Consider the following 18,712-nt stretch of genomic DNA (forward strand, 5'->3'; position numbering starts at 1 on the left):
ATAAAAACATTTCTTCCAGAATTAAACGAATGTCAGACGGCACTTTAGTCAGCAAAAAAGCCGAGAAATGGTTGAGTAAGTTTGATAAACTAACCGGAATTGATAAATATATGAGAAAAGGCAAAGACTTTACTCGGCTAAGCACCTCAGGAGGCTTAAAACCAGCCTTCTAAGATTCAGTCAAAGGAATTGGTAGGTATTGAAAAATTTAAAAATAGATCGATTTTAGGAAATTAATTTAATGAAAAGAGGGAAGAAGATGATTGAAAAAGTATCATTGGAAATGAACAATTTAGTGTATATTGAAAAACGAGCAACAACAGATCAATTAGTGGATTTAATTTTACAATCAGAAGAATTAACTTATGAAGAAGGTTTTTATAAAAATGGACCAACAATGATTGAACTAAAACCAACTGAATTAAGTGAAGAACAACAAACGTATAAATTTTATATTCCTGTGAATGAGCCAGTTGAAAGTGGCGAGATTTTTACTGTAGAAAATATTCATTATGATCATCTAGTTCGTAAAAGAATTCCTTTTGATGATGAACTTGGTGCTAATATTGAGGAAATGACGGATTACTTGCTGGAACAAAAGATTGAATTTGACGATAAATTATTGTTGGTAATGACCTTAGTTTATGATGAATATTGGGTAGATGTTTTAATCCCAACAAAAGAGTAGGTGAAAAAATGAGAAAAACAATTGGCTATAAACAATCATTACATTATCAAAATGTCATCAGTCGTTATTATGTAACGACTTCAGAGGAGATGGGTCGTTGTTTAGAAGATGCTTTGGAAACAATTTTTGAAGCAGATTATTCTTTATCAGACAGCTTTTTCTATTCAATGAATTCTGACATTCGTGAAGAAGAATTGCTGATTCAAGTTTTTTTACCTGTCAATGAAGAATGCCAAGAGAATATTCCAGCAGAATATCGTTTCCAATCTTATTTTCAGGTGAATAAGATGTTAGCAACTAGAGCAAAAGGCGATAAGCTATCTGAATTCTCTAAAGCATTAGAAGAGTTAATCACTATAGTTGTTCAGGAAGATTTGACAATTGTTTCACCAATTTTCTATTGTCCGCAAGTAATAGATAATAAGGTATACACTGATTTGATGATTGGTGTTAAATAGTTTTGAACTGATTAGAGTTTTGAAGTAGATACTTTTTAGTATCTACTTTATTGATTATTTTTTTTATTTAAACTACATAAACGAGAATTCGCCAAATATGGTGTGAATAATATCAACGGATATATGAGTTTATACAAACAACGACACGAACCGAAACCTGATATTATCTATCCTGCTAAACCATTGCCTCATTTAATTTTGGTTTCTGATGAATTTGCGGAATTAAAAGCGAATGTTCCAGAATTTTTAGATGAGCTAACTTCGGTGGCGCGGATTGGCCGTTCATTGGGTGTTCATTTAATTTTGGCGACACAAAAACCAAGTGGTGTGGTAAATGATCAAATTGAAGCCAATAGTACCAGCAAAATTGCTTTGAAAATGGCTAGTGTCCAAGATTCTAATGAATTATTAAAAACACCAGATGCAGCTCAAATTACCAATCCTGGTCGGGGGTATTTAAAAGTTGGGGAAAATGAAGTTTATGAAATGTTCCAAAGTGGTTATGCGGGGGTTCCTTACGATCCTGACCAAGTGATGGAAGAAGTGGTGGATGAACGGCTATATCGGATCAATGATTTAGGTCAAACTGAATTGCTTTATGATCCAGGTGAAGAAGTGGTTCAAGGAAAAGATAAGAGCGACTTACCAACCCAATTGGAAGCTGTTATTACTACGATTGGCGAAATTTTTGAACAATCAACACTGACGATTCCAGATAAACCGTGGTTACCTAATCTTGAAGAAAAAATAGCAACACCAAGTATTGGAAAATCAAATGATCGTAGCCTTAAAGTACCAATAGGCTTACTTGATATTCCTGCAAAGCAAGCTCAAGAAGTCTATGAATATGATTTGGAGAAGTCCAGTCATACAGCAATTTTTGCGAGTCCAGGATATGGGAAATCGACGATTTTACAAACGATAGCAATCAATCTTGCCCATAAGAATACCCCTGAACAAGTTCAATTTAATTTAATTGATTTCGGAAATAACGGCTTATTGCCACTAAAAGATCTACCTCATGTAGCCGATATTGTGACTTTAGAAGAAGCAGAAAAATTACAGAAAATGTTGGATAAAATTAGTCAACTTCTAGCACAACGGAAAAAGCTTTTTAAAACTAATGGTGTGGCCAGCTTGGCACAGTATGAAGCCAAAACGCAAAGCAAATTGCCAATCATTATTAACTTATTAGATAGCTACGATGGATTAAGTTTGGAAGACAAACGCAAAGACGGCATCGATGAATTATTACTTCAACTCTTAAGAGATGGCGCCAGTTTAGGAATTTACTTGATTTTCACAGCTAGTCGATCTGGCAGCATTCGCATGAATATGATGAGTAACATTGCTACAAAAATGGCATTGTATTTAAACGATGAAAGCGAATTAAACTCTTTACTAGGAAGGGAAGTCTTAGCTGCCCAAGCCATCAATGGTCGCGGGCAGGTCCTATTAGAAGTACCAACTGCGATTCAATTTTATTTGCCAACAAAAGGAGCGACTAGTGCGGAGCTGTTGGAAAACTTAGAATCAGAAGTCACTAAAATGAATCAAGATTGGACAGGCACGCGCCCAGAACCGATTCCGATGGTTCCCGAAGAATTAACTATTGAAAAATTCCAACAATTTGTCCCAGAAAAAGAAGCCAATCAATTCTATTTGGGATTAAACAAATTAAGTGCTTTACCAGAAACATTCCCGTTATTCCGAGGAAAAACATTGGGGATTTTTGTCGAATCCAATAAACAATTCCAGTTATTAATGCCCTGGTTTATGCAGCAACTGGAAGAATTGTCTGCTGATCACGAAGTTATCTTGATTGATGTTGCAGGGAATTTGGAAATGATGATAGACAAAGTCGCAATTTACATTGAACGAACACAAGTGGCACAGCAAAGCGCTGAACTTAAAGAAGCCCTAATAGCAATAGTGGCAGAAAAAGAAAGGCAGCGAGTGGTGGTTATAAATGGAATTGCTGATTTAGTTGAAAAACTTTCTTTAGAACCAGAAGCAATAATAATGCTACTAAACAACCGTAAGCAAAACTTGCAAGTGTTATGTGTTGATTCCTTAAGTAAAGTTGGTGCAACTTATGGCGGTATGACAGCCTTAGCTAAAGAAAATATAGAATATCTTCTTTTCGGTGGTAGTCTCAACAAACAATTATTTATTGAGAATTTATCATTGGATCAAAAGAATGCGCCAGTTTCTAGAAATGTCTTGCATAGTTTGAAAGATGATGTATTAGAAGCTATTACCATTCCGACGGAGGTGACCAAAAAATGAGTGAAGAATTATCAACTCCTTTTTTAGCGCTGGGTAGTGTGATTCGTTTAAATGAGGGAATCCACGGAGCAATGTTATTTTTTATAGTAGCTCGAGCAATTGCTAAAAATAATGACGGCAAAATTATTTCTAGATACAAAGTAGCGCCGCATCCATTTGGAGATGTTCCAACGGAAAATGTTTTTTCAATTAGACATGATGAAATCTCTGAAGTAGTTTTCGAAGGATATACAAATGAAATTGACAATAAATTTCTCGAAAGTTTAATCACTAAAATGACGAATGCCAAAGACATACCTGTTGCTCAGCCAACTGCTCAAGTAGTTGCTCCAAATGAATCAGAAGAAATTGTCGATGAAAAAGAAAAACTCAAAAAAGATCCCTTTTACAAATTTAGAAAGTGAGGAAATAAGCAATGACTAAAGTTGCATCAAATCAAGGAGCGGCTCAAGCAGCCGTTTCTGGGATTAAAAATGTGTCCGTTAGTAAAAATACAAAGTGTACATTAGGAGAAAGTAACATTTCTGGAATGAAAAAAGGCGTAAAAGTTAATAATAAAATGCTGAATAACTTGTCTAAACTAGTGAAATGTGTCAATACTCAAGCCAATAAATTCCCTAAATTAGCAGCGGCGATTGCCGCAAGAGATAGTCAGACACGTTTCAAATAAGGAGTTGAAAAAATGGAGACTGAAAATAAAAAGCGTTTAAGCAATGAGTATAGTCAAAAAATTATTCAAAAAGAACATCAAATGGATAATTTATCAAATGATCAGAAGAAAATCCAAGCTATATTTGGTACACTAGACTATGAGATAACTAGAAATTTTCGAGAACTAGAACGATTGAATGGAGAGGACATTAGTAAAGGCAATAAACCAGCTCGTTGGGCACAAGATGAATTATCCGGTAAACAACGATACCTTACTGGATTTCTCCAACAACAAAATCAAGAATTTACACGGAATTATGCTAAGGCGACAGAAAGAGTGCGTGAAGAACGTGATCAACTCCAAAAAGAAAGGAGTACGTTATCATGGGATTAATCTATTCTAGTGCAGACTCCTCAGAATTAATGAGTGCTCTGGCTAGTAATCTATCTGTCGCACGAACGACCACCAGTGAATTAACAGCTGGTTGTCAACAACTAATCGCAGCCATTGACGGACATACGTTGTCAGGAGTGGCTTATAACGCCGGAAAAGGCTTGTTTTCAGAATTAGTGATTCCAACGATTCATCGAATGACGGCTGCCATTGATCATGTTCAAAGTGATTTGACCAAATATGGCGCAGCCAACGCATTTATCTCCAGTGAAGGCTATTTAAATGAAGATAAGTTAAAATTACAAATCAAAATCATGAAAGCCAGTCAAAAATCCTTGCATGAAGCAGCTAAACAAGTAGCAACGATTGCTTATAACACGCCAATCCCAGGGATTCATAACCTGTTAAAAGACACGCAACGCACCTTGATTCAAATGGCAGATAGCCTTCAACAAGATATTGACAAAATCCAAAAGAAATTGCAAAAACTCAATGATTTCGCTATGCAAATCAATGGCTTATTTAACAATAGCCTCAACGAGATGGAACTTGCCATGCAAGGTGTTACGGTATTGAATGAAACAACTGTCAAGAGCAACGGAACCTATACACTACCAAGTGGTGTCGATAAAAGTTATTTCACGGAAATTAAAAAAGACACCTCAACAGTTATTGATTCAGAGAAACAAAAAATTGAGCTAATCAAACCAACTGATAGTATAGAAGAAGTCAGCAGAAAAACAATCGCTTTAGCCAACCTTGGAATCAATCCCTACACAGGTGAAAAGATAAATGAAAGTCAAGCCAATCGATTTAAGTATGCCGCATGGTCGGGAACATTAACAGACGTGGGAAATGTAGTGCTAGGTTCATATTATGGGAACAAAGCCGCTTCACGATTGGACGGACTTGATGACGTGGGGAATGTGAAGCAAAAATCGTTTAGTAAAAAAGATAGTGGAACTAATTTGAAAGTGTTAGAGGAGGTTTCTAATCCGATTATAAAATCTCCTAGAACTGGGAGCGGGCTGAAGATAGATGATATTAAGCCAATTAAAGGAAAAGGATATATCTACGATATTGACCCATTGACAGGAAAACATCCTACGAAAAAAATTCAAATTATTATAGATGAGTTTCCTCATGTTCCTAAAGCACATGGATTCTCTGATATAGTTGATAATTATGCTGGATTAGCAAAAGTCACTGATTTAGGGAATGCTAAACTATATCAAATTCAAGGAAGTCAAAACGGTGTTATGGGGCGTTTTGAATGGATAATCCAAAATGGAAAAGTTACTCATAGAATGTTTGTAAGAAATATAGAATTGAACGGAGTGCCTATAAAATGATGAACTATATAGACGAATTTAAAAAAAATGCTATTTCTTTTTCTTGGAGCGAACTGAAAATCGGTAGATTTGGTTATTCAGATGATAATTTCTATCTGCAAGGAAGGATTAATGATGATTATGTAATGGCATATACGTTAGATTATCTATCTAAGAATGAAAATGAGGAGAATTCTTTTTTATGGGAATTAGGAAGCTTATCTTTATCATATGATGAAACGGAAGTGTATGACCTTTTGGATTCAATTACTAATTCTGATGAAGATTTGCAGGCTTACTACAAATGGCGATGGATTTTAGTTAATAACCTATTAAACGAGATTAAATGTATGGATACCATCAATGCTTTATTAGAGATTAGTGAGTTTTGGCTGGATTTGCAATCTCCATTTGATATGCCTTATCAGTATCAGGGAATTAATAATGATATGACTCCTGAATACTTTTATACAGAAGAGCATTTGTCTAAAGTTATTTTAGAACATAAAGAATGGTTAATAAGTGAAAAAAAGAAATTATCTTAGTATAAATTGTAATAGACAATATTTATTAAAGCGACTGGCTCTAAATTTAATTATTGTTAGAAGTATATTTTGCAAATTGATGTTTTAAAGAAATAAGTGAAAAATGGAAAAATCCAATTAGATGAGCAAAAACTATCAGGAAAACTTGCATCTTTAGTAAAAAAATACCACTTAGAGGTGGTAGAACTGACGCCAAAGGAATTGAACGCCCGAGTCAATTAATCAGCAGAAAAAAGGATACAATTATTTTGACAAAAGCGAAAAAATAAGAGGATTAGGACTGCTGTCTCATGGACAAGACTTTATAGAAGGTATTCAAGAATCAGGAGTTTGGGATTCCTTGTGGTCGGTAGGAATGGGCGTTGCGTCGGTAAAGAATGCGCAGACTTTTTCTAACGAGGTTAAAGGAACAGATAACGCTGCTTTAAGGGGAAGTAAAAACGGAAAAACTTATGTGTTAGATAAGCCTAAAAGTACTGGAACTGTAAGTTATAAGAAAGCCAATGGAGTATATGGTGAATATAGTACAAAAATAGACTCTAAAGTTATAGAAATAGAAAAAGCAAATTTACCAGATGGGTTGAAAAAAACATATACAGATAATTATTATAGAACTGTCGAATCCGTAGATGAATTAAAAACTTATAGAACCTTTGGCGGAAATGCAGATGCTGGTGGAGGATTTGCAACAACAGAGCCAGCCGTTTCGAGAATAGACGCCAAGATGGATACTGCACTTTTACCAGAGTGGAAAAATTCTAGAATGTATGAAGCGGAAATAACAATACCTAAAGGTGAAAAACTTAATATTGGGAAAGTGGCTCCTCAAATAAATGACAAAACTGGAACAGTTTTAAAAGGAGGCGCGGATCAAATATTGTTACCTCAAGATTGGCCATTAGAATGGATTATAGATATAAGAGTAGTACCTAGCAAATAGGAGTGAAATGAAATGGAAGAATTAAAAGAGACATGCAAAAAAATTTTAATATTGTTAGATAAGGAATTTCCGAATCAACAATATTATGCAGGGGTAGTAAAGAACATTCGAACTATTGTTGAAAATATTTATTCATCAGTGTTGAGTGGTGAAGCTTATAAAGAAAAGATAAATTTTAACAGTTTGATTAGAGAGTTTGTTGATGAAACTACACATTTTTCTAGCCCTGTTATTCCAGAATTAGAAAAATTAGATAGGTTATTATCGTAAATTAGGAGATGAAAGAATGGAACAAGAAGAAGTCAAAAATCCTGAATTAGTAACTAGAATTGAACGTATTAAAAAAGATTATACGCAAAAGAATGAGCAATTCTTTTACGAAAAATTAGAAGATTCAAAACTGTTACTACCAGTTAACTTCGATTCTAAAAATAAACTTAATATTATTAAAATTGAGGATTCTGTAGGCAATGATTATATACCAGCGTTTACAGACTGGGAAAATCTCCGATTAGGCGAAGAAAGTAACGCTGTAGTTTTTACTATATATGATTATTTGAAAATTATTCAAGAAGATTTATCTATTACTGGTATAGTAATCAATCCTTACAGCCAAAATTTAGTTTTAAATAGAGGTAATTTAGAGTTTATAAAATCAAATAGTGGAAATATCAGAAAAATGAACAAGTGTCAATCGGAATCCCACGAGAGTATCCAGAATTTTTTGTGGATAAATGTAAAAAAATTTTCAAAAAAGAAACTAAAATAAACAAAGCTTTTTTATTGCAAATGGTAAGAAAAAATCTTCAAAAAAGCTATTTATTGGTAATCGATTCAAAAGATGAAGATCAAATACTACCGTATGTAAGCATAAGCAATAAAGTTCAAAAGTATCTAGGGAAAGAAGATATACTTGATATAATTTCTTTAAACAGTGATTTTGGGAGGAACGTTACTAAAGAATACAATCCATTTTATGAAAAATAATCCTTAAGCTAATATAGATGATTATTTCAGTTTAGTGAGAGAGCAATCTCCATGGCCGAAAAATTATCAACCAAAGCAGTCTATTCTCAAACCAGGGATCAGTTCGAAATGGCTTTATCTGTTGGACAAGGAACAGAATACCAGGGAAGGTTTGGAATATTAACAGATACAATTAGTGATGTAGAATATGTTACAGATAACCTTGCTGTAAAATATGAATGGAAACCATCCATAGACAAAATGGTAACTTATCAATTTGTTGGATGATAAACATAGTTTTAGACTTTAAAAGGGAGGAGGAATCTCATGGAACTTTTTATGAAAATCATTCCATTAGCAATGGTTCTAGCAATTGTCTATTGGCTAGTGAAAGTATCGAAGGTATATAATAAAAGTGAATATGCAAAGAAGAACGATGAAGAAACTAATTGTGAATAGAAAGAAATAGCCAAAGAAAATGATAAGTGATTCTAACTGTAATTATGGTTAGAATTACTTATTTAAATATATAAGTGAAATACATAACAAATGATAGTTTTTTTATACTAATATCAACAGATTGTTATCTGGCTTGGTAGATATAGCAGACAAATTACCAAGTGATGTCGATAAAAGTTACTTTACTGAATTAAAAAGGATATGCCAACAGTTATTGATTCGGATAAACAAAAAATTGAGCTAATCAAACCAACTGATAGTATAGAAAAAATCACTAAAAAAACAATCGCCTTAGCAAACCTAGGAATTAACCCCTATACAGGAGAAAAAATTTCAGAAAGAGAAGCCAATAAATTTTAATATGCTGGTTGGGTGGGAACATTGACAGAAGTTGGCAATGTAATGCTAGGTTCATATTATGGGAACAAAGCTGCATCAAGACTAGACGGCTTGGATGATGCTGGAAAGGTGAAGAATGGACGACAAAAGTCTACAAATGATTTGTACGTAGTATCTAAAAATATATTTGATATTGAACAAGTACGTCCTTTATTAAAAAACAGAACCCAATACAGCTTTCTTTTGGTCTGGAAGAACAAAAGGCGGATAGTATCTATCAAGATATTGACAAGTTCTAAAAGAAATTGCAAAAGCTCAATGATTTTACTATGCAAACCAATGGCTTATTTAACAATAGTCTCAATGAGATGGAGCTTGCCATGCAAGGTTTTATAGCATTGGATGAAACAATTGTCAATAGTAATGGAACTTACTCATTAGAAGATCAACGGAAAGACGGGATTGACGAGCTACTTTTACAACTCTTAAGAGATGGTGCTAGTCTTGGCGTTTACTTAATTTTTACTGCGAGCCGTTCTGGCAGTATTCGGATGAATATGATGAGTAATATCGCAACTAAAGTCGTTCTTTATTTAAATGATGAAAGTGAAATAGGTAACTTGTTAGGTAGAGATGCTTTAATGGCTCAAGCAATCAGCGGACGTGGGCAAGTCATGTTGGATACGCCAACGGCGATTCAATTTTACTTGCCAGCAGAGGGTGAAAATAGTGCAGAATTATTAGAAAATTTAGAAGCCAAAGTGGCTACGATGAATCATAACTGGGTGGGAATTCGTCCTGAAAGAATTCCAATGGTTCCTGAAAAATTATCACATGAACAATTCCAACAATTTGTGCCAGAAAAAGAATTGAATCAGTTATATTTGGGATTAAACAAATTAAGTGCTGAACCAGAAACGTTACCCTTATTCCAAAGAAAAACGCTAGGTATTTTTCCAGAATCTACTAAACAATCCCAACTAATCTTTCCATGGTTTATGCAGCAAATCAGTGAATTAACTGTCAATTATGAAGTTGTCTTGATTGATGTAGCGGGGAACTTAGAAGAATGGTCTGAAAAAGTATCCCTTTATATTCAACGAACACAAGTAGTACAACAGAACGTGGAGTTGAAAGAAGCGTTAGAAGCAATGTTAATTGATGAAACGACACAACGAATTGTGATTATTAATGGCTTGGCAGACTTGGTCGATAAATTATCATTGGATATTGATAGTCTGGCTTATATAACAAATAGTCCTATCGGCAAACTACAGTTAATTTTATTGGATACTTCAGCAAAGCTTACATCTACTTACAGTAGTTTTATTTCGACAATCAAAGAAAATACAGAACAAGTTCTTTTCGGAGGTACATTGCAAAATCAATCATTTGTTGAAAATGTTCCTTATGATCAGCAAAATCTTCCTGTCCCTAAAAATGTGTTACATCGCTTAAAAGAAGAAGTATTAGATAAAATTGTTGTGCCAATGGAGGTGAACAAATGAGTGAAGATTTAACTACCCCTTTTTTACCATTGGGGAGTGTGTTGAAGTTAAAAGATACAACCAATGATACATTATATTATTTCATTGTTGCTCGAGCGATTGCCAAAAATGGTAACGGAGAAATTGTTTCTCGTTATAAAGTTGCACCACATCCTTTTGGGGATATACCAACACAAGAAGTCTTTTCAATTGAAGTAGAGCAAATTATAGAGGTTTTGTTTGAAGGTTTTTCTGATAAAACGGATGAAGAGTTTTTGGAAAATTTACTTTCACAAATGAACGGGAGTGCAGAATCGTTTCCAAAGGATTCTGAACCGGAGGTTGAAAAAAGTAGTGAACTAGAAAAAACGGAAATGGAAACAAATGGAGACCCATTTTATTATTTTAGAAAAGGAGGAGAGGACTAGATGGGAAAGATTGCCTCAAATCAAGGAGCCGCACAAGCGGCGGTTTCTGGGATTAGTAATGTATCGGTGAGTGGAGGCGCTAAATGTCAATTAGGAAAGAGTAATCTTTCTGGTATGAAAAAAGGTGCGCAAGTCAGTAATCAGCTTGTAGCTAACGTATCAAAGATGGTGGAATGTGTAAATAATCAAGCAAGTAAGTTTCCTAAATTAGCCGCAGTCATCGCAGCACGTGATAGCAGGACAAGATTTAAATAAGAGGATTATAAAATGAAAAATAATGAGCAGTTACGAGCGGAATACAATCAAAAAATTATTGAAAAAGAGCAAGAAATATCTTCAATTTCTAGTGTAAAGAGACAAGTTCAAAACTTATTTGACACATTAGAAGGAGATTTAACGCGAAATATACGTAAGTTAGAAAATCTGAATCATGAATTAGCTAAGAATGGTAATCAAGAAGCAAGATGGCTACAAGAAGATTATCTTCAGAAGCAGCAAAAGCAAACCTCTACTTTTCAACAAGTTCATCAGGAATTTTATCAACAATGTGTCAGAAAAAATGAACAATTAAACGAAGAACGTCTTGAATATCAAAAAGAAAGGAATGAATTGCCATGGGATTAATCTATTCAAGTAGTGACAGCGATGCCATCAAAAGTTCATTAGCAACGAATCTCTCTATTGCTCGGACAGCAGTCAGTAATCTAAACTCTGGTAGTCAGCAATTAATCGCAGCAATCGATGGCCAGACATTAGCAGGAGCAGCGTATACCGCAGGGAAAGGGTTATTTTCAGAGTTAGTGATTCCAACAATCAAACGTGTTTCGAGTGCAGTAGATAATGTTCAAAGAGATTTGAATGCGTTTTCTTCAGCGGACAGTTTTATTGCCAGTGAAGGTTATTTGGAAGAAGACAACTTAAATGAACAATTAACATTATGTAAAAGTTCAAAGACAGCTTTGGAGAACGCTGAACGTACAGCCAACATGATTGCCAATGCATTGCCAGAGCCCTTACTATCAGAAATGATAAGAGGGATGCAGCGAGATTTCGCGAGGCGAGCGCAAGACTGTCAAAAGGATATTCAACGGATTGAAAAAAAGTTGAATAAGCTAAGAGAATTTAATGGCAAAATAAGTGGGCTGTTTCAAGAAAGTTTAGCTGAATTTAAACTGGCTATGCAAGGCATAATGGTGTTGAATGGAACAACAATTCATGCGGATGGTAGTTATACATTGCCAGAAGGAACGAGTAAAGAATGGTTTACAAAAATTCAAGGGATTGAAAGTTTAGAAGAAGCAAAGAAAAATCAACAAAATATGGCAAAAATGATTAATGACTTATTTAAGAAGAATCCAGCGGCAGCTATCGAAAAAGTCAAAAAAGATAAACGATTGTTTAACTATATTATTACTGCCTTGGATTCAGATAAAGTACCAGAGAAACTGAAAATGGCAGCATTAGAAATATTTATTTTTCAAGAAAATGTGAATGATTGGCCTAAAGAAAAAGCGCTGAAGGTTTTAAGAAGTTCGGAGCTGGCTATTTTAGCAGAAAAGTTGCCGCTAGATAAACAAGCTCAATTATATGGGGTATTAATTAAATTAAGTGAAAAGGGTTGGGAAGTTTTAGCACCAATGAGCCACTTGACGGGTGTTTTGTCAAAAAGCTCATTAGGTTCACGAATCATTGCAGGTTCCAAAGTAGGTTTAGCTGAGTTTAAAAAATTGAAAGCTGTTTCTGATTTTTTAAAAGCACATCCAGTTCTAAAAGAGGGAGTATCTGTGGGTGGAGATGTAGTATCTGTTGCTTCCTATGCGTATGAAGAATATACTGATCCTAAAAGTCCTGCGTATGGAGATGCAAGTAAAGCTATTTATGGAGGTTTAAATATTTTCTTTCTGAATGTTGGACCATTAGAAGGAGCTCAGTATGGCGGTCCTGCTGGAGCAATAGCAGGGATGCTAAATACTATTTTTCAGGGTATAGAACTTCAAACTCCTTTTAAATGGTTAGGTAAAGATGGAAAAATTGGTTGGGATGGAATTATGGGAATAGGCACGCAGGAAGATGCCGATAAGTGGCTTGAAGAACAATATGCTTTCTATGAAAGCCGCAAAAAAAAATTTGAATGAAGGAAATATAAGTGAAATAAAAGAGGATTGGCTTGGTAAACAAGATGGTCGTGTAAATATAGAAGATTTTAATAATGGACTTCCAAGGTGGTAAAATTATGAATGATATCAGTTTTGAAATAGTAAAAAATAAAATTCCAATCAAAAAAATTAAAGAAATTCTGGAAAAGAAAGAAAAATCTGGAGGATATGTAAGAGCTGTACTTATTAGTTGTTTTATAGCTATAGTTCTAAGTTTGCCTGCAACTAATTACTTTTGGATTTTTTCAGCTATATTATTTGGTGCGTTATGTATAATTTTTTACAGGTATACATTGTTATGTCCTCTTTTTAAAGTATTAGACTATAATAAACTACTTTTTTTCATATGGCAAACAGCAGCCATTTTTTTCTTGATTGTTTTTTTGGTCGTTAGAGGAGATAAATATAATCTAATACCACTTTTTTACATTATTTTTTCTTATACTATTTCTTTTTTTATTATGAAAATACAGATAAATAGCTATTTAGAAAGGGAATACCATGTGGGAAAAAAAGCGACGTCTAGAATAAACCATTTTTTCGATATGAAATTGACAAAAGGATTAGTTGTTTTTCTATCAACCATTATAGCAATTACAATGATTTATCGAGTGAATAAATCATGGATGAGAAATATTAAATTGACTACAGGTGATCCGAGCATTTTGGAATACACAATATGGTCGGTGGTGCTGTTAGGATTGCTAGCTGGTTTTACTTTATTGCCTAATTTGTTATTTTCGCCAGCAGATTATGTAAAAGGAAAATTAATGAAAAAATACTCTGAAGAATTCCGTCAAGAATATGGATTTAGTAAAGAGGAATGGTACGGAGAATAATAACGATTGGAAAATACCAGTAGTAATGACCTAGTTGACGAACATTTTGTCAACTAGGTCATTGGATTCTCGAGGCATCAAGGCAAATCCACTGTTGGGTGAAGTGTTATCAATAGGTGGTGATGGAATCTCTGTTATAGCTTATGCATATGAAGAGTATGTTAATCCTGAAAGTCCTGCGTATGGAGATGCAAGTAAAGCCATTTATGGAGGAATTAATTCATTTGCTTGGGATATGGGACCGTTAGAAGGAGCTCAATATGGAGAACCTGTTGGAGCTGTGTTTGGAATGCTTAATACACTAATAAAAGGAGTTGATTATACAACACCTGAAATCAAAGTTAATACTATTTTCGGTAAAGTATCTATTCATTCCAAAAATTACTATGTCGGATTTTCTGGAAATTCAAAGGAAAGAGAAAAGTGGAAAATAGAGTGGTTAAGAAAACAATATGAGAATTACGGCAAGCACGAAGCTATTCCAACAGACAAAGAGTATAAAACTGGTGTAAAACCTCAAAGTGGAACACCTAATTTTAATCCAAATGATTAAAACTAATAGAATGTAGAGGGATAATATGAATAAAATCTTAAATAAAATATCTTTTGATGATGCAAAGAATTTAATAGAAACTACTAGTACTCAATTATACAAAACGCAAAAATATAAAATACTTTGTTTAGGACTATTTAGTATTTTTTTATCTTTATTGACAGTAAATAACTCTGTATGGACTACTTTGATTTTAATAATAATAATTTGTGGTAGTTACAGTTTAAATAGTTTATGTCACGTTAAATATCAGTTCTTAATTCAAGCTAGTGATAGTTTTACAATATATTTGTTAGTACAAAGCTGGACATTAAGTATAATTCTAGGAATACAATCAGACGGAAAACCTCTGTTTGGCTCTTTTTATATACTTATTTCTGTATGTTATTTAATTATTGTAGGGATACTTAGTTTTTTGAGATGCAAAATCATGGTTTTGGAGTATCTAAGACAAAAAAATATTAATGTTGAAATTTCCAAAAAGACAATTTTTTTTAATAGTCTGATATTAAAATTATCTACATTGATGATTGTACTAATTGTGACAGGAATACAGTTTTATCGATTAAATAAATCTTGGTTGAGTCAAAGTACAAATGAAACTGGTTTATTGGTTATAGAAAATAAATGGCTATGAACAGCGATATTTTTAATAATAATTGCCATTATTTTTCTCATTGTTCTTGTTTTTTCTCTACTTCCAACTATGATATTTAATAAAAAAATATTTGTTGAAGGAATTGTTTTGAAAAAATTTTCCGAGGAATTCCGTCAAGAATATGGCTTTACAAAGCAAGAATGGTATGGTGAAGATAGTTAGAACAAAAGAGGTCAAGTTTGAACCTGACCTCGTTTATATAATATAAACAACTAAATGTGGTATTTCACAGATATCTTTTCAAAAATTTCGCTAGAATAAAGAATTACTGTAAGATCTAAAATAAGCCTCAAAGAGTTCAAAAAAATGCAAGCTATTTCTGATTTTTTAAAAGCACATCTCGTACTGAAAGAAGGACTATTATATATAGGAGATGGTTTAACCTTCCTTTCCTATGCCTATGAAGAATACACCAATCCCAAAAGTCCGGCCTACGGAGATGAAAGTAAGGCCATTTATGGAGGAATAAACTTATTCTTATGGAATGCCGGACCACTATAAGGAGCACAATATGGGGGACCTGTTGGAGCTTTGGCTGGGACACTCAATACAGTTTATTTCTATAGCAAATATAAAATAATTAATAACTTGCCTAAATTAGTACTTGGAGGGAGAGAAACTTTTGGTTGGAATTTTAATGCTGAAAAACGTAGCTGGTTAGATAAGCAATATGAAAGTTATGGTAATCCAACGGCTCGAACAACAGACAAAAATTACAGACATGATCTGCAACCAGGAAGTGGTAGTAAAAGTTTTAATCCAGATATAAACTATAATAATGATTGAAATTATAAAAATTATTGGAGAAATAAAATGAATGAATTTTTTGTTAAAAGATATGAAAATGAAATAAATAATATTAGTTACGAAAAAGCAAAACAAGGGATTAATGTAAAACAAGTATTTAGCAAAAGATTGATTGTTGTTAAATACTGTATTTTCATTATTGTTATATTGCTAGAGATAGCAATGTTTACAAGTTTTTTAAGTAAAGATTTATTTAATCCTGTGTTTGCGTTAATAGAAACTAGTATTGTGTTAATTACTATAATCTACTTTTTTAGATTAAATTTTAAAAGCTTCTCAAAAAGTTATTTAATTAGATATTATTCATGCTGTTCAATCGTTTTTAGTATTGCTTCTTTTATAGTATGTTGTAGCATTTGGTTGTTGTTATTAACTTATTCTGGAAAAATGACTAGTGAGTTTTATTTACAGATGTTAGTACAAACTGTATTTTCTATAGCAGGGTGTTATTATATATTATTAATAATATATAACTATATGAAATATAGAATAAAACAAGAGCTTTCTTTGTTTGTAAAAGATATAAAGGTTCCTAAAGTGGGTAAAGTCATCGAAAAGACTACTTCGTATGGAATTATTGTAATAATAGGAGTTATGCAATTTTATAGAATGAATAAATTCTGGATAGAAAGTAATGAATCTAATGCAATCAATGCAATAATTGCATTAGGGCAATTAATCGTTGGGAGTCTATGTTTTTTGATATTAATTATTTTACCTATCCGAATGTTTTATCCAAATTTTATTTCGTCAATGTTGTTAAAAAAATATTCAGAGGAATTTCGCCTTGATTATGGATTTTCAAAAAAGGAATGGTACGAAGGATAAAAGGAAAGAGGGAATGAAAACGAATGAAATCTTAAAATAGCGTACCTGTTGGGGCTGTTGCTGGAACGATGAATTATTGGGCACAAGGAGGCGGAATGGCTAACTTATTTGCAAAATTACCTCATTGATGTAGGACTTTTCAGACAAATGGAAAGTGAGGTTATTTATAATTATCAAATAAAATTTAGTGATGGTGATAGACACACTTTTGATTTAAGAGGGAATTATCCAACGATAGCATACAAAGAAAAAATTGAAGAATTCTGGTTTAAATACAATAGCTAAATTAATCTTCATTACCCCTCCTAGAAAACACAAAACCGTGGTACAATAACTTACGTAATAGACACACCTACTCCGAATGTCAAAAAAGGGCAGAAAAGTAGACAAGAAATTGTTTAAGGAGTAAAGTAAACTTACTTAAAATTTTGGGGGAAATAAAATGTATGATGTAATTATCATTGGTGCCGGTCCTGCTGGGATGACGGCAGCACTTTATGCATCACGGTCTAATCTTTCTGTATTGATGATTGAACGCGGTGCGCCTGGTGGGCAAATGAACAACACTGCTGAGGTAGAGAATTACCCAGGCTTTGATTCTATTATGGGTCCAGAATTGGCCTATAAAATGTATGAAAATGTAGAAAAATTTGGTACGGAAAATGCGTATGGTATTGTGATGGGCATCGAAGACCACGGATCCTATAAAGAAGTGATTTGTGATGACAAATCTTATGAAGCTAAAGCGGTAATTATTGCAACAGGCTGTGAACACCGAAAATTGGGTGTAAAAGGCGAAGAAGAATTTGCTGGCCGTGGTGTTTCTTATTGTGCCGTTTGTGACGGTGCCTTCTTTAAAAATAAACGCTTAGTAGTTGTTGGTGGCGGCGATTCTGCAGTTGAAGAAGCAATCTATTTAACACAATTTGCTTCTGAAGTAGTGATTGTTCACCGTCGCGATGAATTGCGTGCGCAAAAAATCATTCAAGATCGTGCCTTTGCAAATGAAAAGATTTCCTTTGTTTGGGATACAGTTGTCGAAGAAATTGTTGGCAATGAAATGGTCGTGACAGGTGTGAAAGCCCGGAATGTCAAAACAGATGAAGTTTCTGAAATTGAAGCAAACGGCGTGTTCATTTACGTGGGGCTAGATCCATTAACAGAACCATTTAAGAAAGCTGGTATTACGAATGAGGCTGGTTGGATTGAAACAGACCAAGAAATGAGAACAAAAATTCCTGGTGTTTATGCCATTGGTGATGTCCGTGAAAAAACATTGCGTCAAATCACGACAGCGGTCGGTGAAGGCGGTATTGCTGGACAACAAGTATTTAACTATATTGAAGAATTAAAATAAAAAAATGCTTTTGCCTTTAAGAATAAGGGCAAAAGCATTTTTTTAATAGGTTCCTTTAATGACAAAATAAGAGCCGCGAATGGTTCCAGCTAATTTTGATTTTTGACGAGCAAATTTGAATTTTCCTTCAAATTCTGCAGGGATTGCCATACCATCTGAAAGTTTAAACCCAACGGCGCGTTTGCCTTCCTCAGCTAATGTGTACATCACGTTAACTGCTAAGCCGTTTTCATAAAATACATAGGCCATTTTTATGCCATCTAAAGTGAAAGAAGAAATTTCAAGTGGCTTGTAAGGGAAATGTAACGCTCGTTCCAATAAAATTTTTTCAATCCAGGCCAATGTTTCTGGAGCTTCAGAGGCAGGGACGGTCGTAAAGCGATGTTTGTATTTATTCCAAAAATAGCGAGCTTCATTCGCTCTTAGTCCAGCAAGGGCAGGTGCCGCTGGTGAACTTTCTAAACCAATAGTGGCTACTTCTTTAAAATCAACTGTATAAACCATGAATTGATACTCCCATCTTTTCTTTTAAACTAAGT

Annotated in this window: 28 protein-coding genes and 1 pseudogene; 28 read left to right on the forward strand and 1 reads right to left on the reverse strand. The window is 33.8% G+C overall.

Features of this window, described 5'->3' with window-relative positions:
* The first annotated feature begins 241 nt into the window (after positions 1 to 241).
* The 28 genes and pseudogenes from AB1I62_RS06475 to trxB all read left to right on the forward strand — a co-directional run bounded on the left by AB1I62_RS06475 (position 242) and on the right by trxB (position 18,173).
* Positions 242 to 688: a hypothetical protein gene (locus tag AB1I62_RS06475; protein ID WP_025189366.1), complete on the forward strand. Its 447-nt coding sequence runs from the start codon at positions 242 to 244 to the stop codon at positions 686 to 688.
* Between the two features lie 8 nt (positions 689 to 696).
* A complete protein-coding gene (locus tag AB1I62_RS06480; protein ID WP_048737027.1) occupies positions 697 to 1,146 on the forward strand; it encodes a DUF5085 family protein in 450 nt (149 codons plus the stop codon).
* Between the two features lie 78 nt (positions 1,147 to 1,224).
* Positions 1,225 to 3,435: pseudogene (locus AB1I62_RS06485) on the forward strand (FtsK/SpoIIIE domain-containing protein); the annotation flags it as partial.
* Positions 3,432 to 3,839 (forward strand): DUF4176 domain-containing protein, encoded by a 408-nt coding sequence (locus AB1I62_RS06490; protein WP_033625593.1) that lies wholly within the window; start codon positions 3,432 to 3,434, stop codon positions 3,837 to 3,839. The pseudogene AB1I62_RS06485 and the gene AB1I62_RS06490, both read left to right, overlap by 4 nt.
* Positions 3,840 to 3,850: 11 nt before the next feature.
* Positions 3,851 to 4,105, forward strand: a complete 255-nt coding sequence (locus AB1I62_RS06495) for a hypothetical protein (RefSeq protein WP_033625594.1) — start codon at positions 3,851 to 3,853, stop codon at positions 4,103 to 4,105.
* 12 nt (positions 4,106 to 4,117) lie between these two features.
* Complete coding sequence (locus AB1I62_RS06500) at positions 4,118 to 4,480, forward strand: hypothetical protein (protein ID WP_048737022.1); 363 nt, start codon at positions 4,118 to 4,120, stop codon at positions 4,478 to 4,480.
* Positions 4,471 to 5,832, forward strand: a complete 1,362-nt coding sequence (locus AB1I62_RS06505) for a T7SS effector LXG polymorphic toxin (protein WP_082153250.1) — start codon at positions 4,471 to 4,473, stop codon at positions 5,830 to 5,832. The genes AB1I62_RS06500 and AB1I62_RS06505 overlap by 10 nt, the downstream gene beginning before the upstream one ends.
* Positions 5,829 to 6,356, forward strand: a complete 528-nt coding sequence (locus tag AB1I62_RS06510; protein ID WP_202250930.1) for a DUF2247 family protein — start codon at positions 5,829 to 5,831, stop codon at positions 6,354 to 6,356. The genes AB1I62_RS06505 and AB1I62_RS06510 overlap by 4 nt, the downstream gene beginning before the upstream one ends.
* Positions 6,357 to 6,711: 355 nt before the next feature.
* Positions 6,712 to 7,296, forward strand: a complete 585-nt coding sequence (locus tag AB1I62_RS06515; RefSeq protein WP_239660071.1) for a hypothetical protein — start codon at positions 6,712 to 6,714, stop codon at positions 7,294 to 7,296.
* A gap of 12 nt (positions 7,297 to 7,308) precedes the next feature.
* Positions 7,309 to 7,566, forward strand: coding sequence for a hypothetical protein (locus AB1I62_RS06520; RefSeq protein ID WP_048737021.1), 258 nt, complete (start codon positions 7,309 to 7,311; stop codon positions 7,564 to 7,566).
* Positions 7,567 to 7,582: 16 nt separating this feature from the next.
* Entirely contained in the window at positions 7,583 to 8,065 is a 483-nt protein-coding gene (locus tag AB1I62_RS06525) for an SseB family protein (RefSeq protein ID WP_048737019.1), read from the forward strand.
* A complete protein-coding gene (locus AB1I62_RS06530; RefSeq protein WP_048737017.1) occupies positions 8,023 to 8,283 on the forward strand; it encodes an enhanced serine sensitivity protein SseB C-terminal domain-containing protein in 261 nt (86 codons plus the stop codon). Before AB1I62_RS06525 ends, AB1I62_RS06530 begins: the two co-directional genes overlap by 43 nt.
* Before the next feature lie 51 nt (positions 8,284 to 8,334).
* Positions 8,335 to 8,550, forward strand: coding sequence for a hypothetical protein (locus AB1I62_RS06535; protein WP_048737014.1), 216 nt, complete (start codon positions 8,335 to 8,337; stop codon positions 8,548 to 8,550).
* A 39-nt stretch (positions 8,551 to 8,589) separates the two neighbouring features.
* Positions 8,590 to 8,721 (forward strand): hypothetical protein, encoded by a 132-nt coding sequence (locus AB1I62_RS06540; protein WP_258080186.1) that lies wholly within the window; start codon positions 8,590 to 8,592, stop codon positions 8,719 to 8,721.
* Between the two features lie 201 nt (positions 8,722 to 8,922).
* Positions 8,923 to 9,081, forward strand: coding sequence for a hypothetical protein (locus AB1I62_RS06545; protein WP_161796734.1), 159 nt, complete (start codon positions 8,923 to 8,925; stop codon positions 9,079 to 9,081).
* A gap of 21 nt (positions 9,082 to 9,102) precedes the next feature.
* Entirely contained in the window at positions 9,103 to 9,456 is a 354-nt protein-coding gene (locus tag AB1I62_RS06550) for a hypothetical protein (RefSeq protein WP_141411560.1), read from the forward strand.
* Complete coding sequence (locus AB1I62_RS06555) at positions 9,441 to 10,568, forward strand: hypothetical protein (RefSeq protein ID WP_048737011.1); 1,128 nt, start codon at positions 9,441 to 9,443, stop codon at positions 10,566 to 10,568. The genes AB1I62_RS06550 and AB1I62_RS06555 overlap by 16 nt, the downstream gene beginning before the upstream one ends.
* Positions 10,565 to 10,975, forward strand: a complete 411-nt coding sequence (locus tag AB1I62_RS06560; RefSeq protein WP_016617253.1) for a DUF4176 domain-containing protein — start codon at positions 10,565 to 10,567, stop codon at positions 10,973 to 10,975. Before AB1I62_RS06555 ends, AB1I62_RS06560 begins: the two co-directional genes overlap by 4 nt.
* Complete coding sequence (locus AB1I62_RS06565; RefSeq protein ID WP_002394400.1) at positions 10,976 to 11,230, forward strand: hypothetical protein; 255 nt, start codon at positions 10,976 to 10,978, stop codon at positions 11,228 to 11,230. It begins immediately after the preceding gene.
* Between the two features lie 12 nt (positions 11,231 to 11,242).
* Positions 11,243 to 11,599, forward strand: coding sequence for a hypothetical protein (locus AB1I62_RS06570; RefSeq protein WP_002394401.1), 357 nt, complete (start codon positions 11,243 to 11,245; stop codon positions 11,597 to 11,599).
* Positions 11,590 to 13,110, forward strand: a complete 1,521-nt coding sequence (locus AB1I62_RS06575) for an LXG domain-containing protein (protein WP_239660070.1) — start codon at positions 11,590 to 11,592, stop codon at positions 13,108 to 13,110. Before AB1I62_RS06570 ends, AB1I62_RS06575 begins: the two co-directional genes overlap by 10 nt.
* Positions 13,111 to 13,208: 98 nt before the next feature.
* Complete coding sequence (locus tag AB1I62_RS06580) at positions 13,209 to 13,970, forward strand: hypothetical protein (RefSeq protein WP_225620857.1); 762 nt, start codon at positions 13,209 to 13,211, stop codon at positions 13,968 to 13,970.
* A gap of 103 nt (positions 13,971 to 14,073) precedes the next feature.
* Complete coding sequence (locus tag AB1I62_RS06585; protein WP_231434690.1) at positions 14,074 to 14,523, forward strand: hypothetical protein; 450 nt, start codon at positions 14,074 to 14,076, stop codon at positions 14,521 to 14,523.
* 25 nt (positions 14,524 to 14,548) lie between these two features.
* Positions 14,549 to 15,160, forward strand: a complete 612-nt coding sequence (locus tag AB1I62_RS06590) for a hypothetical protein (protein WP_239660069.1) — start codon at positions 14,549 to 14,551, stop codon at positions 15,158 to 15,160.
* 327 nt (positions 15,161 to 15,487) lie between these two features.
* Positions 15,488 to 15,682, forward strand: coding sequence for a hypothetical protein (locus AB1I62_RS06595; RefSeq protein WP_239660068.1), 195 nt, complete (start codon positions 15,488 to 15,490; stop codon positions 15,680 to 15,682).
* A gap of 30 nt (positions 15,683 to 15,712) precedes the next feature.
* On the forward strand, positions 15,713 to 15,967 hold the full coding sequence (locus AB1I62_RS06600; protein ID WP_239660067.1) for a hypothetical protein: 255 nt from the start codon (positions 15,713 to 15,715) through the stop codon (positions 15,965 to 15,967).
* 27 nt (positions 15,968 to 15,994) lie between these two features.
* The gene (locus AB1I62_RS06605) at positions 15,995 to 16,816 is read left to right on the forward strand and encodes a hypothetical protein (protein WP_202250931.1); all 822 of its coding nucleotides are present in this window, start codon (positions 15,995 to 15,997) and stop codon (positions 16,814 to 16,816) included.
* Between the two features lie 442 nt (positions 16,817 to 17,258).
* Entirely contained in the window at positions 17,259 to 18,173 is a 915-nt protein-coding gene (gene trxB / locus AB1I62_RS06610) for a thioredoxin-disulfide reductase (RefSeq protein WP_002357780.1), read from the forward strand.
* Between the two features lie 42 nt (positions 18,174 to 18,215).
* Here trxB and AB1I62_RS06615 read toward each other — a convergent pair whose 3' ends face one another.
* On the reverse strand, positions 18,216 to 18,677 hold the full coding sequence (locus AB1I62_RS06615; RefSeq protein WP_104859680.1) for a phage tail protein: 462 nt from the start codon (positions 18,675 to 18,677) through the stop codon (positions 18,216 to 18,218).
* Positions 18,678 to 18,712 lie beyond the last annotated feature (35 nt).

It is taken from the genome of Enterococcus sp. AN402 (assembly GCF_040719405.1).
Classification (GTDB): Bacteria; Bacillota; Bacilli; order Lactobacillales; family Enterococcaceae; genus Enterococcus; species Enterococcus faecalis.